We start from the raw sequence: 13,878 nt of genomic DNA on the forward strand, positions 1-13,878 counted from the left end.
TCAATTCCTGTATCGATCAGGTGGGCGTCGATCAAGCGGGCGTCGGCCAGTCATCAGGCGGCGTCCTGCTGCGGGTTGGAGGCGGTGCCGTCACTCGCCATCGGCTTGCGCACGAAGGCGTCGAATTCGAAGTGGTCGACGGTCAGCATGTCGAGTACCTCGGCTTCGAAGACGCGCATGAAGTCGCCATCCTCGGCGGACAGGATGCCTGCCTCGACCGCCGCTTCGATACGCGCTTCCGGTGACAGTGCGTCGGCCGGAATCTCGCCCTTGTGGTAGGCCTTGGCCAGCGCCTTGTAGATCGGCTCGGCGCGCGGGTAGTCCTTGAGCAGCGCGTTGTAGCGGGCGAGGGCGTTGTCCTGCTGGCCTCCGTCCTGCGCGTCCCAGGTGTTGTCGGTCAGCTTGGCACGCAGTGCAGTGTCGGTGGAGACGGCGCGGGCGATCTCGCGGGTCAGGCTGTCCTTGGGCATGGCGAACTGACGGCCACGCGGCAGGGCGATCACGCGCAAGGCAGTGCCCAGCGCACGGTTGGGCAGGTTGGCGAACAGCTCATCCAGTGCCTTTTCCGCGCGGTGCAACAGCCATTGCATGCTGTAGTGGAACAGCGCCTCTTCGTGTTCGCAGGCCTCGGATTCGTGCCACTGCTTGAGCGTCAGTGACGCCAGGTAGAGGTTGGAGAGCACGTCGCCCAGGCGTGCCGACAGCATCTCGCGCGCCTTGAGGCTGGAGCCGAGGCTTGCCATGGCCGCATCGGCGGACAGCGAGAAGGCGGCGCTGAAGCGGTTGATGTGGCTGGCGTAGGGCGTGGCGACGGCGTCGAAGCCGGTGGCCTTGCCGCCGATGCCGAAGCTCTGGGTGAAGGCGCGTGCCGCGTTGCCGAAGATCAGGCCGGCATGGCGGAAGAAGGCCTTGTCGAAGGCATTCAGGTCATCGGCGTCCTTGGCGGCCAGCTCCTCCAGCACGTAAGGATGGCAGCGGATCGCGCCCTGACCGAAGATCATCAGGTTGCGGGTCATGATGTTGGCGCCTTCCACCGTGATCGAGACCGGGGTGCCGGCGTAGGCCACGCCGATGTAGTTGCGCGGGCCAAGCGTCACGCCGCGTCCGCCGTGGATGTCCATGCCGTCGGCCAGCAGCGAGCGGGCCATCTCGGTCAGCTGGCTCTTGAGGATGGCGGAGGGCACCGCCGGCTTGTGGCCGTTGTCGATCATGTTGGCGGTGTGCAGCACCGACGCCTGGCTGATGTAGTTCATCGCGGCCATGCGTGCCAGCGGCTCCTGCACGCCTTCCATCTCGGCCACCGGCAGATTGAACTGACGACGGATGCGCGCAAAGCCGGCGCTCCAGCCCAGTGCGTAGCGCGAGATGCCCGCGGAGCCGGACGGCAGAGTGATGCAGCGACCCACCGACAGACACTCGACCAGCATCTTCCAGCCCTGGCCGGCCATCTGCTCGCCACCGATCAGGTAGCTGAGCGGAATGAAGACGTCCTTGCCGAAGATCGGGCCATTCATGAACGGCGCGCCGATCGGGTGGTGACGACGGCCGATGTCCATGCCGTCGGTGTCGCGCGGAATCAGGGCACAGGTGATACCGATGTCTTCCACGTCGCCCAGCAGGTGCTCGGGGTCGAACATGCGGAAGGCCAGGCCGACCACGGTGGCGACCGGCGCCAGGGTGATCCAGCGCTTCTCGAAGTTCAGGCGAATACCGACGACTTCCTCGCCGTCATGCATGCCGCGACACACGATGCCGGTGTCCGGGATGGAGGTCGCGTCACTGCCGGCACGCGGGCCGGTCAGACCGAAACACGGAATCTCGCGGCCATCGGCCAGACGTGGCAGGTAGTAGTTCTTCTGTTCTTCGCTGCCGTACTTGAGCAGCAGCTCGCCCGGGCCGAGGGAGTTGGGCACGCCGACGGTGACCATCAGTGTCTCGTTGACCGCCAGCTTCTGCAGCACCAGTGATTGCGCCTTGGCCGAGAAGCCCAGGCCGCCATATTCCTTGGGAATGATCATGCCGAAGAACTTCTCGCGCTTGAGAAATTCCCACAGCGCTTCGGGCAGATCGGCACGCTCACGCGCGATCTCCCAGCTGTTGGTCATGCCGCAGGCGACAGAGCATTGATCATCGATGAAGGCCTGCTCTTCGCTGGAGATGCCGTCATTGCGCTGTGCGGTCAGGGTGTCCCACTGCGGCTTGCCGGAAAAGAGCTCGGCGTCCCAGAACACGGTGCCGGCTTCCAGCGCCACCTTCTCGGTGTCCGAGACCTTGGGGGAGACCTTCTTGAACATCGCGAACAGACGCGGGCTGAGCCACTTGCTGCGCAGAGCCGGCAGGCCACACACCGCGACCAGTGCCGCGCCGATCAGCAGCAGGCAACCCAGCACCGACGCGTCGACCGCCAGGCCGACGATACCGATGATGGCGAGAACGCCGATGGCCGCGAGGGCCCCGGCTTCGCGTGCCATGACGGCCAACAGACCGGCAACGGCGACAAGGATGAGGATGAGCTGCGTCATGGCAGGATCTCCGGGTGGCGATGGATGGTGTCTTTGCATGGCGTTTCTACAGCGTAGCAGCCATGCGTTTAGAACAGTTGTTTGAATTCTCTTCAGCGTATCCCATGTTGCCCGACCCTGCAGTACGTCCAAGGTCTAAGGTGTGCGGATTCATTCTCGAAAAGGGCAGTCGTCCGGGGGAGGCGGTCGGCGAGCGCCAGACCGGGGTGAGTGAAAGCTGTCTGACAGGCATGAAAAAGGCCCCGCAATGCGGGGCCTTGGTCGATCGATAGCGCTTGCGTGCGTGAGGTCAGACTACCTGTCTCAGGCGTTGACTCGCACGGGCTCTGGCGTTGATCAGTGCTCAGTCATTGATCAGTGCTTAGCCATTCATCAGTGCTTAGCCATTGACCAGTGCTCAGCCATTGATCGGAGCGGAGTCGATCTTGCGCTTGGCGGGCTTCTTGGCCGGCGTGCCGGGTTCGATCACGAAGTAATCGGCGTCGGACGGCGGCAGCGGCGCGCGGCCACGAATCTTGTCGGCCATCTTCTCGGCCAGCATGATCGTCGGCGCATTCAGGTTGCCGGTCGGGATGACCGGGAACAGCGAGGCATCGACGACGCGCAGGTTGTCGAGGCCATGTACGCGACCGGCACCATCGACCACCGAGGTCTCGTCGCTACCCATGCGGCAGCTGCCACACGGGTGGTAGGCGGTCTCGGCATGGTTGCGCACGTACTCGTCGAGCTCGGCGTCGGTCTGCGCCTGGGCGCCCGGTGCCAGCTCGCGGCCGCGGTAGGGGTCCAGCGCGGGCTGGGCGATGATCTCGCGGGTCAGGCGGATGGCGGCGCGGAACTCTTCCCAGTCACGCTCCTCGGCCATGTAGTTGAAGAAGATCGACGGCGCGGCCTTGGGATCGAGTGAGGTCAGGCGCACGCGGCCCTTGCTCTGGGAGCGCATCGACCCGACGTGCGCCTGGAAGCCGTGGCCCTGCACCGCGCTCTTGCCGTTGTAGCTGATCGCGATCGGCAGGAAGTGATACTGCAGGTTCGGCCAGGCTTCGTTGTCATCGCTGCGAATGAAGCCGGCGGCCTCGAACTGGTTGCTGGCGCCGACACCGGTGCCCTTGAGCATCCATTCCAGACCTATGGGCGGCTGGTTGTACCACTTGAGGGACGGATACAGCGAGATCGGCTGGGTGCACTCGTACTGGATGTAGAGCTCCAGGTGGTCCTGCAGGTTCTCGCCCACGCCCGGCAGGTGGTGGACCATCTTCACGCCCAGCGGCTCGAGATGTTCACGGTTGCCGACGCCAGAGCGCTGCAGGATCTGCGGCGAGGCGATGGCGCCGGCGCACAGCAGCACTTCCTTGCGCGCACGTACGCGGTGGTCCTGGCCCTTGCGCTCGTACTTCACGCCGACCGCCGTCTTGCCTTCGAACAGGATGACGTCGGTGGTGGCACGCGTCTCGATGGTCACGTTGGAGCGCTTCTTGGCGGTATCCAGATAGCCGCGCGCGGTGGAGGCGCGACGGCCTTCCTTGGTCACGAAGCGGTCCATCGGGCCGAAGCCTTCCTGCTGGTAGCCGTTGACGTCTTCGGTGGCCGGATAGCCCGCCTCGATGCCTGCCGCGATGAAGGCGTGATAGAGCTCGTTGTTGCCCTGCTTGGGCGTGGTGACCGACACCGGGCCGTCGCCGCCATGGTAGTCATTGGGGCCGATATCGCGCGTCTCGCACTTGCGGAAGTAGGGCAGGCACTCACGATAGTTCCAGTCGGCCAGGATGGGGTCCTTGGCCCAGTTGTCGTAATCCAGCGCGTTGCCGCGGATGTAGCACATGCCATTGATCAACGAGGAGCCGCCCAGACCCTTGCCGCGGCCACATTCCATGCGACGGTTGTTCATGTGCGGCTCGGGATCGGTCTTGAAGTCCCAGTTGTAGCGCTGACCCTGCAGCGGGTACGCCAGCGCTGCGGGCATCTGGGTGCGGAAGTCGAAGCGGTGGTCGCGGCCACCGGCTTCCAGCAACAGCACGCTGACGTCGGCGTCTTCGCTCAGGCGGGTGGCCAGCACGTTGCCGGCGCTGCCGGCGCCGATGATGACGTAGTCGTATTCACGCTCGAATTGGCTCATGAAATCTCCTCTCGTATCGGGTGCCACATGCGGGCACATGACGCCCCGTTCACGACGGGGAGTGGCCACTGCCGGGCTGCTGGATACGTTTGCTTGTCTGTGGTGAGTCGTCGGGGCACCGCATGACAGCAAGCTGCCATCGGGGGCTCAACGACTCATCGGGATTCGGGCACTGCGCGCGGCGCTGGCGAGCGTCGCGGCGTGCAGCCGGCATGGCGAGTGTTCGACATGCCGGCAGGAGGGGCATCTGGCGCCTGGTCTTGCTTAGGTCCGGTGCTTAGGCCCGGTGCTCAGGCTCGGTGCTTAAGGTCCGGTCTTGAGTTCCGGTACTTCAGCCTCTGGCGCCAGAGGGTGCTGCTGTCATCAGGCCTTGCGGCCAGTGATGGCTCAGAAGGCGGACTCGAACGGGCCCATCTCGATCAGCACGGACTTGGTCTGGGTGTAGTGAGACAGCGTCTCGACACCGTTCTCGCGACCGATACCGGACTGCTTGTAGCCGCCGACCGGCATTTCGGACGGCGACTCGCCCCAGGTGTTGACCCAGCAGATGCCGGCTTCGAGCTGGTGAATCACGCGATGTGCGCGGTTCAGGCTTTCGGTAAACAGGCCAGCCGCCAGGCCATAGGTGGTGTCGTTGGCGCGACGGATGACTTCCTCTTCACTGTCGAAGGACAGGATGGACATCACCGGACCGAAGATCTCTTCCTGCACGATGCGCATGTCATCGCTGCAGTCGGTGTAGACGGTCGGTGCGACCCAGGCGCCCTTGGCGAAGTCGCCTTCGCTCATGCGCTCACCGCCGACCAGCAGACGTGCGCCGTCCTGCTTGGCGATCTCCAGATAGGAGACGACCTTGTCCAGGTGCTCGAAGCTGACCAGCGGGCCGAAGGTGGTGGCGCGGTCCTGCGGGTCGCCGGCCTTGATGCGCGCGACGCGCTCGACGATCTTGGCTTCGAAGGCGTCCTTGACGCTGGCTTCGACGAACACGCGGGTGCCGTTGGTGCACACCTGACCGGAGCTGTAGAAGTTGGCCATCATGGCGCCGTCGGCGGCACGGTCGAGATCGGAGTCGGCGAACACCAGCAGCGGGGACTTGCCGCCCAGCTCCATGGTGACTTCCTTGAGGCTGGAAGAGGCGGACGCGGACATGACCTTCTTGCCGGTACCGGCTTCCCCGGTGAAGGAGATCTTGGCGATATCCGGGTGCTCGGTGAGCATCACGCCGACGCGGGCATCGCCCTGCACGACATTGAACACGCCATCCGGCAGACCGGCTTCGGTGAAGATCTCGGCCAGCTTCAGTGCGCTCAGCGGAGTGACTTCGCTGGGCTTGAAGACCATGGCGTTGCCGGCGGCGAGGGCCGGGGCAGACTTCCAGCAGGCGATCTGGATCGGGTAGTTCCAGGCACCGATGGCGCCGATGACGCCCAGCGGCTCCTTGCGGGTATAGACGAAGGCTTCCTGACGCAGCGGCATCTGGCTGCCTTCGATGGCCGGCGCGAGGCCCGCGTAGTACTCGAGTGCATCGGCACCGGTGACGATGTCGACCGCTTCGGTCTCGGACAGCGGCTTGCCGGTGTCCAGCGTCTCGAGCAGCGCCAGTTCGTCGTTGCGCTCGCGCAGCAGGTCGACGGCGCGACGCAGGATGCGTGAACGCTCCATGCCGGTCATCGCGGCCCACACCTTCTGACCCTGCAGGGCGCTTTCGACGGCGGTATCGACGTCGGCACCGCTGGCCTGCTGGATCTCGGCGATGACTTCGCCGGTGGCCGGGTTGACGGTCTCGAAGGTCTCGCCGGAGGTAGCCTCGACCCGACGGCCACCGATGTAGAGGGTCTGGGTCGGGAAGCTTGCGTTGCCGTTAGCCATGCGTGCGCTCCTTACTGGGTTCAGGGGAAGTGGGGGAGTCTGTCGCGTTCAGGGATGCTGCCATGTGACGTGTCAGCTGGTAGTCGACATATTCGTAGGCGAGGCGGCGTGCGCGCTCGACATCGAGGCCGGTCGGGTCCAGCGTACCGCGCAACCACAGGCCGTCGATCAAGGCGGCCAGTCCGGCCGCGGCATCACGTGCCTCGTTCAGCGGCATGCAGCGGCGGAACAGGGCACATAGATTGGAGATCAGCCGCCTGTCGTTGACCCGCTGCAGGCGTTCCAGCGGAATGCGGTGCATGCTGGAGGCCCAGAAGGCCAGCCAGGTCTTGGAAACGCTCTGACTGACCTGGCTGCGGTCAAAGTTGCCGTCGATCACCGCGCGCAGATGGCTGCGGACGTCGTCGTCGGCCAGTGCGGCGCGACGCTCACTGACGGCGCTGCGCAGGTCAGTGAGAATCTGGCGCATGGTGGCTTCCATCAAGCCATCCTTGCCGCCGAAATAGTGGCTGATGATGCCGGTGGACACACCTGCGTGACGGGCGATGCGGGCCACGGTCGCGTCGGCGAGTCCTGCCTCATCGATGGCTTGCATGGTGGCCTGGATCAATTGGCGGCGGCGGATAGGTTCCATTCCCACTTTGGGCATCAACGGAGTCCTTTTCGTATATCGGGTCGGTGTGACACTTGGTGTGGCCATGGTACTGGATCATCACCGGTTTGCCGCGAGCGCTGCACCATGCTGTGGTGTGCAAAATTTTTATTGAACGTTCAATTAACAAAAAGTGTAGAGGCTGGTTCCCGATGCGTCAAGTCGAGGCAAGGCGGGGCAGCCGGAAGCAGTCAGGGGGGGCGGTCAGGGATGGTCAGGAGGGGGAGGCGCACGAGGAATCGAGAGCAGGTGGCGGCCAGCGACAGGCGGGCGTTCAAGACTGTGGGTTGGCGAGGCCGGTTGGTAAAAGCGCTACAGTGCGGTAGAACATGGAGGGGCAGCATGTCGATCTCAACGTAGGTTGAACGTTGCAGCGACGCTCGAGAGTTGAATGACAACGAACAATAAAACAAGGGGTTAGCATGAAACGATCACCTGGTAAGGTGCTGTTGGCACTGGGCGTCATCGCCGTGCCGGTCATGGCGAATCAGGCCCAGGCCGCCGTGTCGGAGGAATGTCGCACGGTACGTTTCGCCGAAGTCGGCTGGACGGACATCACGGCCACCACCGCCCTGACGCGTGCCGTGCTGGAGGGGCTGGGCTATGAGACGACCTCTGACACCATCTCGGTGCCGATCGCCTATGCCGGCATGAAGAATGATGACTTCGATGTCTTCCTGGGCAACTGGATGCCGTCGATGGCCTCCATCAGTGACCCTTACATCGACAAGGGGCAGGTCGATCGCCCGCGCGCCAATCTCCAGGGCGCGAAATACACCCTGGCGGTGCCGCAGTACGTGCTGGATGCCGGCGTGACCTCGGTGGCGGACCTTGCCGACAATCTCGAGAAGTTCGATGGTCGCATCTACGGGATAGAGGCGGGCAACGACGGCAACATGATCATTGCCGACATGATCGATGACGACGCCTTCGGCATGGGTGAGTTCGAGATGATCGACTCCTCGGAAGCCGGCATGCTGGCGGAAGTGAAGTCGAAGATTGCCGCCGAGGAGTGGGTCGTGTTCCTCGGCTGGGAACCGCACCCGATGAATACCCGCTTCGAGATGGGCTATCTGGAAGGGGCCGATGATTACTTCGGGCCGAATCTGGGGGGGGCGACGGTGTATACCAATACCCGCGCGGGCTACAGCGAGGCATGCACCAACGTCGGGGCCCTGCTTTCCAATCTCGAGTTCACCCTGGAGATGGAAAACCAGCTGATGGGCGACATCATGGATGGCGGCGAAGACCCGGATGACGCGGCGGCCAGTTGGCTCAAGCAGAACCCTCAGGTGCTGGAGGCCTGGCTCAAGGGGGTCGAGACCGTGGAGGGTCAGCCGGGCCTTGCCGCGGTGAAGACATCGCTGGGGATCTGATCGGCCCGTCGGGCTCGTCTGTTGAGCTTTTGATAAAAAGTGCTTGCAATTCAGCAGCCTGACCTGCAATATACGCCTCGTCGTGTGGCTACATAGCTCAGCTGGTTAGAGCACATCACTCATAATGATGGGGTCCCCTGTTCAAATCAGGGTGTAGCCACCAGTGATTCCAAGGCCTGCATCCGTGCGGGCCTTGTCACATCTGGATGTCGCTTCGTGCGCTTTCGGAGGTGGATCCGGCAGGAGGAATCGAACGAGTTCTGCGGTGGTCTGAATGGCCGAAGGTGGTTGACGCCATTGAGTATTTCCGTATAATTCGTCGCGTGTTCAAGGTTGTTCCTCGATAGCTCAGTTGGTAGAGCAAATGACTGTTAATCATTGGGTCACAGGTTCGAGTCCTGTTCGAGGAGCCAATAGACATGCAGCATGCTTGAAATGTCAGCCTGATAGCATCCATGATGATGTCACTGACAGATGGATTTCCGGTCGTTCCTCGATAGCTCAGTTGGTAGAGCAAATGACTGTTAATCATTGGGTCACAGGTTCGAGTCCTGTTCGAGGAGCCAATCCAAGGCTTCCTGCCAATGCCGGAAATGACGCTGATAGATGAGCTCCTCGTCGTCAGCTTCGATATCGCCCTGATATCGATCGATATTTTGTTGTTCCTCGATAGCTCAGTTGGTAGAGCAAATGACTGTTAATCATTGGGTCACAGGTTCGAGTCCTGTTCGAGGAGCCAATATCACTTCCCTGCTTCCCCTCGTGTTCTCTGTTGGTCGCACCATCGCTGCCTGAGCCTTGCTTGTTGACCCTGACCATAAGCCCTGTTTCTGAGCTCTGTTCGCAAACCCTGCTTCCTCAGTTCTGCTCGTCAGTCCGCTCCTGCTCCGCATCTTGCTTTGGTATTTCGTGCTGCTTCAGCATTTCGTGCTTTCTGCCTCGAGAGTGTGTTCCCGCGTCGCCAGCATTCTGCTGTCATCCTCTGCGCGGCAGCTGCCTGGCGTTGCGATGCATGCCATTCCGCTTCTGCTGTTACGTTTTCTGTCTTGTCGTTGCTTCGTATGTGTTGCTTCGTATGTGTTGATGCGTGTGCGTTGCTGCCTCGCGCGGCCTTGATGCTGCGCATGCCTTGGCTTTCTTTGTGGCATGAAAAAGCCCCTGCGCTCGGTGTTGCATGAGGGTAGGGGCCTTGGCGGTCGACCAGCTTCGTCAGACGCGGGTCATGGTGCGAGTCACGAGAGTCTAGCGATCACCGGTGAGGTGGGCGTAGTCGAGCAGGATCTCGGCACTTTCCTGAAGCTGAGCCTGATCGATCGGGTCCTTGGCTTCCTTGTCGCTGCTGCCTTCTTCGATATCGGCTTCCTGCTCGGGATCACTCTCGGGGGAAGAGATGTGGTCGCTGGCGGCATCGAGTTCGGCAAAGCTTGTCAGTGGCTCGAGGTTGAGGGCACGACGGCGCTTGTTTTCCAGTGCCAGCTGCTCGGCTTCCTGGGCATCCATCTCGCGTTTGCGCTGCTCACGATTGAGGCTGATGCTGGTCTGCTGCGCGCGCAGTGCCTTTGACAGCGCGACTTCGCTCTTCAGGTAGCTGAAGTTGGGGTCCTGTTCGACGCGGCTCTGGTGGCGGGCGCGCAATGCGGCCAGATAGCGTGCCGGATCACCGTAGCGGCGATACTTCACCGGGCGTACCTGATCCCAGGGCAGCGCATAGTCGAGGCTGGATTCGCCGATCTCCTGCGGGTCGATGACGCTGGGGAAGGCGATGTCCGGCTTCACGCCCTTGTTCTGGGTCGAGTCGCCGGAGATGCGATAGAACTTGGCGCGGGTCAGCTTGATCTCGCCTTCGCTCAGCGAGGAGATGGTCTGCACCGTGCCCTTGCCGAAGGTCTGGCTGCCGAGAATCGGGCCGCGGCCGTAGTCCTGGATCGCACCGGCGAAGATTTCGGATGCCGAGGCCGAGAGGCGGTTGACCAGCACGGTCAGCGGGCCGTCATAGTGGGTGCCGGCGTCGGTATCGCCGTAGAGGCTGATACGGCCGCGTGCATCACGCACCTGCACGGTGGGGCCGCGATCGATGAACAGGCCGATCATCGAATTGGCTTCCTGCAGGGCACCACCGCCGTTGTTGCGCAGATCGAGAATGATGCCTTCCACCTGCTTGGCCTTCAGTTCATCGATCAGGCGCGCCACGTCGCGGGTGGTGCTGCGGTAGTCGTCTTCACCGGCCTGCCAGGCATCGAAATCGACATAGAAGGCGGGCACATGGATGACGCCGATCCTGTGGACGCCGTCATCGCGCTTGACGTCGATGACCTTGGCATTGGCGGCCTGGTCCTCGAGCTTGACGGTGTCGCGGGTGATATCCAGTTCACGTGTCTTGGTGACATCCAGCGACTGGGCCGGAATCACTTCCAGGCGCACGACGGAGCCCTTCGGGCCGCGGATCAGATCCACGACGTCATCCAGGCGCATGCCGACCACGTTGGTCCACTCGCTGTCGCCCTGACCCTGGCCGACGGCCACGATGCGATCAGCCGGCTTGAGCTCGCCATCCTTCTCGGCAGGGCCGCCGGGCACGAGGCTCGAGACCTTGACGTATTCGCCTTCGGATTGCAGCAGGGCGCCGATGCCATCCAGCGACAGCTTCATCTGGATATCGAAGGATTCGCCCTGGCGCGGCGAGAAGTATTCACTGTGCGGGTCGATGCTGCCGGTCACGGCATGCATCACCAGCGTCAGGATATCTTCATCGTTAGTCTGCTTGATGCGCTTGAGCTGGTTGGAATAACGCTCGCTGAGCGTCTTGGCGATCTCGTCATCGCTCTTGTCGGACAGCGACATCGATAGCCAGGCATTCTTGAGGCGCTTGCGCCACAGCTCGTCGAGCTCCTGCTCGCTATCGGCCCACGGGCTGTCCTTGCGGTCCAGCGCCAGGCGATCATCCTTGTCGAAATCGAAGCTCGGCTTGGCGTCCAGCGTCTTCACCAGCCAGGTGAGGCGTGCGGTGAGGCGTTGCTGATAGCGCTCGTAGAGGCCATAGATACGCTCGAGATCACCATCGACCATGGCGTCGTCGAAATCGTGACGCAGGTCGCTGAACTCGCTGATGTCCGCATCCAGCAGATAGGCTTTCTGGGGGTCGAGAGTCTTGAGGTATTGCGTAAAGGCGCGGTTGGCCCAGTGGTCATCCAGGGTCACATCTTCGTAATGCCCATAGCGCAAAGACTCGGCAACTTCGCGAGCAGCCTGTGCATCGGCGTCAGTAGGGGTGACCGCGGCACTGGCAGGGCCGGCCATGGCAAGACACAGGGCAACGAATGCCGTGCGCCGGACGTTTGCGAACAGGCTCATCAATGAAGCACTCCCGATTCATGTACACTCTGCTCCCTGAACGACCTCCCCGCAGGGGGTCGAGCGGGCATTGTAGCAGTCTCACGCACCATACACAGTTGTCTGGCGTTGGTGCGTTGGGGTTGTGAAAACTCTGTCAGCGCAGGGCTTTGGCTGGCATGCCGCGCTTCTCGACGCCCCGCTGAATGGTGACTGGATGGCAGTCATGTCATCGAAGGGTCGTCACAGGTTTTCCCCATCATGTTTCTTCTTATACAGTGCCTTGCATATATCTTCGAGGACCAGACGCCATCATGACTCATGCGATTGCGGATTCCCGCGTTCCCGCACTGCTCGACTTCCTGTCTTCTTCTCCCACGCCGTGGCATGCGACAGCTTCCATGGCGCAGCGTCTTGAACAGGCGGGCTATCGTCGCCTCAGCGAGACGTCTTCCTGGCAGCTGGCGCCCGGTGAGCGCGCCTATGTCACGCGCAATGATTCCTCGTTGATCGCCTTTCAGCTCCCGAAGGGTGATACGTCGCTGAGCTCACTTCGGATGATCGGTGCGCACACCGATTCGCCCTGTCTGCGCCTGAAGCCCAATCCGGCACAGGCCAGTCAGGGCTGGTTGACGCTGGGCGTCGAGACCTATGGCGGCGTGTTGCTGAGCACCTGGTTCGATCGCGATCTGGGGCTTGCGGGCCGTGTCCAGGTGCGGCATGCGGACGGTCGTCGCGAGACGCTGCTGCTGACGGTCATGCGTCCGTTTGCCTGCGTGCCGAGCCTGGCGATCCATCTGGATCGTGACGTCAACAGCGGGCGTGCCATCAATGCCCAGACCCAGATGTCAGCCGTGGTCATGCAGCTGGGGGAAGAGGCCGGGACACCCGCGGAGGCCTTCAATGCGCTGTTGATCGAGCTGATCGAGGAGCAGCGCGGCGTGCGGGTCGCGGATGTCGTCGACTTCGAGCTGGGCTTGCATGATCTGCAGCCGGCGGCGCAGTCGGGGCTGAAAGGTGAGTTGATCACCAGTGCGCGCCTCGACAATCTGCTGTCCTGTTTCGTCGGTCTCGAGGCACTGCTGGAGGCCGATGGCAGTCAGGGGGCGCTGTTCGTCACCACCGATCATGAAGAAGTCGGCAGTGCCAGCGCCTGTGGTGCCCAGGGGCCCTTCCTGGCCGATGTGCTCAAGCGCATCAATCACTACGTCGGCTTGGACAGCGAAGAAGGCTATCAGTGCCTCGTGCAGCGCTCCTTGATGATTTCTTGCGATAATGCCCACGCCGTGCACCCCAATTTCGCGGACAAGCATGATGCGGGGCATGGGCCGAAGTTGAATGCCGGGCCGGTCATCAAGGTCAATGCCAATCAGCGTTACGCCACCAACAGCACCACGGCTGGGCTGTTCCGCGAGATGTGTCGCGAGCAGGGTGTGCCGGTGCAGACCTTCGTCAGCCGTGCCGACATGGGCTGTGGCAGCACCATCGGGCCGATCACCGCCAGTGAGGTGGGGGTGCCGACTCTGGATGTGGGGCTGCCGCAGTGGGGCATGCACTCGATTCGTGAGACATCCGGCAGTGCCGATGTCGTCATGCTGATCAAGGTGCTGGTAGCCTTCTGCAATCGCGAGCAGCTGGACTGAGTAGTCGAGCCGGATTGTGCTGAGAGAGCGGGCGCGTAGCGTAATATCGTAAAAAGACGAGCCTGGAAAAAGGGCGGCCTGCGGGTCGCCCTTTTTGATGCCTGTGATCTGGCTCGAGGACTACGGCGCAGGACGCCGGATGCGCGAGTCTTGCGTATGGATCGCGCACAACGAAAAAGGCCTGACTGCAAGCAGTCAGGCCTTTCGAATCTTGGTTGGTGGCTACACCCTGATTTGAACAGGGGACCCCATCATTATGAGTGATGTGCTCTAACCAGCTGAGCTATGTAGCCGTCCAACGGAGGCGAATATTACGGATTGTCCGCGATGTTGTCAACGCATCAGCGCGAAAAAGTGGCAGGGAATTCATCAG

Annotated in this window: 7 protein-coding genes and 5 tRNA genes; 6 read left to right on the forward strand and 6 right to left on the reverse strand. The window is 62.3% G+C overall.

What is annotated here, in order from left to right; all coding sequences use genetic code 11:
• Window positions 1–53 precede the first annotated feature (53 nt).
• The 4 genes from QD356_RS00275 to betI all read right to left on the reverse strand — a co-directional run bounded on the left by QD356_RS00275 (window position 54) and on the right by betI (window position 7,153).
• A complete protein-coding gene (locus QD356_RS00275) occupies window positions 54–2,522 on the reverse strand; it encodes an acyl-CoA dehydrogenase (RefSeq protein ID WP_192838317.1) in 2,469 nt (822 codons plus the stop codon).
• Window positions 2,523–2,919: 397 nt separating this feature from the next.
• Window positions 2,920–4,635: a choline dehydrogenase gene (gene betA / locus QD356_RS00280; RefSeq protein WP_192838318.1), complete on the reverse strand. Its 1,716-nt coding sequence runs from the start codon at window positions 4,633–4,635 to the stop codon at window positions 2,920–2,922.
• A 387-nt stretch (window positions 4,636–5,022) separates the two neighbouring features.
• Window positions 5,023–6,504, reverse strand: a complete 1,482-nt coding sequence (betB, locus tag QD356_RS00285; RefSeq protein ID WP_043335915.1) for a betaine-aldehyde dehydrogenase — start codon at window positions 6,502–6,504, stop codon at window positions 5,023–5,025.
• Window positions 6,497–7,153 carry a transcriptional regulator BetI gene (gene betI, locus QD356_RS00290; protein WP_043335913.1) on the reverse strand — a complete coding sequence of 219 codons (657 nt, stop codon included), beginning with the start codon at window positions 7,151–7,153 and terminating at the stop codon, window positions 6,497–6,499. The genes betB and betI overlap by 8 nt, the downstream gene beginning before the upstream one ends.
• A gap of 482 nt (window positions 7,154–7,635) precedes the next feature.
• Between betI and QD356_RS00295 the strand changes: the two genes are divergently transcribed.
• From QD356_RS00295 to QD356_RS00315, 5 genes are all read left to right on the forward strand, one after another.
• Window positions 7,636–8,532: a choline ABC transporter substrate-binding protein gene (locus tag QD356_RS00295; protein ID WP_225996482.1), complete on the forward strand. Its 897-nt coding sequence runs from the start codon at window positions 7,636–7,638 to the stop codon at window positions 8,530–8,532.
• An 86-nt stretch (window positions 8,533–8,618) separates the two neighbouring features.
• A tRNA-Met gene (locus tag QD356_RS00300) sits at window positions 8,619–8,695 on the forward strand.
• A 174-nt stretch (window positions 8,696–8,869) separates the two neighbouring features.
• Window positions 8,870–8,945 (forward strand) — tRNA-Asn (locus QD356_RS00305).
• Between the two features lie 77 nt (window positions 8,946–9,022).
• A tRNA-Asn gene (locus QD356_RS00310) sits at window positions 9,023–9,098 on the forward strand.
• Between the two features lie 97 nt (window positions 9,099–9,195).
• A tRNA-Asn gene (locus tag QD356_RS00315) sits at window positions 9,196–9,271 on the forward strand.
• 503 nt (window positions 9,272–9,774) lie between these two features.
• Here the strand turns inward: QD356_RS00315 and QD356_RS00320 are convergent.
• Window positions 9,775–11,883 (reverse strand): carboxy terminal-processing peptidase, encoded by a 2,109-nt coding sequence (locus QD356_RS00320; RefSeq protein WP_054555131.1) that lies wholly within the window; start codon window positions 11,881–11,883, stop codon window positions 9,775–9,777.
• A gap of 293 nt (window positions 11,884–12,176) precedes the next feature.
• Here QD356_RS00320 and QD356_RS00325 point away from each other — a divergent pair, with 293 nt between their 5' ends.
• Entirely contained in the window at window positions 12,177–13,505 is a 1,329-nt protein-coding gene (locus tag QD356_RS00325) for a M18 family aminopeptidase (RefSeq protein ID WP_192838319.1), read from the forward strand.
• Window positions 13,506–13,721: 216 nt separating this feature from the next.
• Here QD356_RS00325 and QD356_RS00330 read toward each other — a convergent pair.
• Window positions 13,722–13,798: transfer RNA gene (locus QD356_RS00330), tRNA-Met, on the reverse strand.
• Window positions 13,799–13,878: the final 80 nt, after the last annotated feature.

It is taken from the genome of Cobetia sp. 2AS (assembly GCF_029846355.1).
Lineage (GTDB): Bacteria > Pseudomonadota > Gammaproteobacteria > Pseudomonadales > Halomonadaceae > Cobetia > Cobetia amphilecti.

Bases quoted from the DNA above. Each gene is read 5' to 3' on its own strand.
- betA (WP_192838318.1), bottom strand. From the start codon at position 4,635: ATGAGCCAATTCGAGCGTGAATACGACTACGTCATCATCGGCGCCGGC.
- QD356_RS00320 (WP_054555131.1), bottom strand. From the start codon at position 11,883: ATGAGCCTGTTCGCAAACGTCCGGCGCACGGCATTCGTTGCCCTGTGT.
- QD356_RS00325 (WP_192838319.1), top strand. From the start codon at position 12,177: ATGACTCATGCGATTGCGGATTCCCGCGTTCCCGCACTGCTCGACTTC.
- QD356_RS00295 (WP_225996482.1), top strand. From the start codon at position 7,636: ATGGCGAATCAGGCCCAGGCCGCCGTGTCGGAGGAATGTCGCACGGTA.
- betI (WP_043335913.1), bottom strand. From the start codon at position 7,153: ATGCCCAAAGTGGGAATGGAACCTATCCGCCGCCGCCAATTGATCCAG.
- QD356_RS00275 (WP_192838317.1), bottom strand. From the start codon at position 2,522: ATGACGCAGCTCATCCTCATCCTTGTCGCCGTTGCCGGTCTGTTGGCC.
- betB (WP_043335915.1), bottom strand. From the start codon at position 6,504: ATGGCTAACGGCAACGCAAGCTTCCCGACCCAGACCCTCTACATCGGT.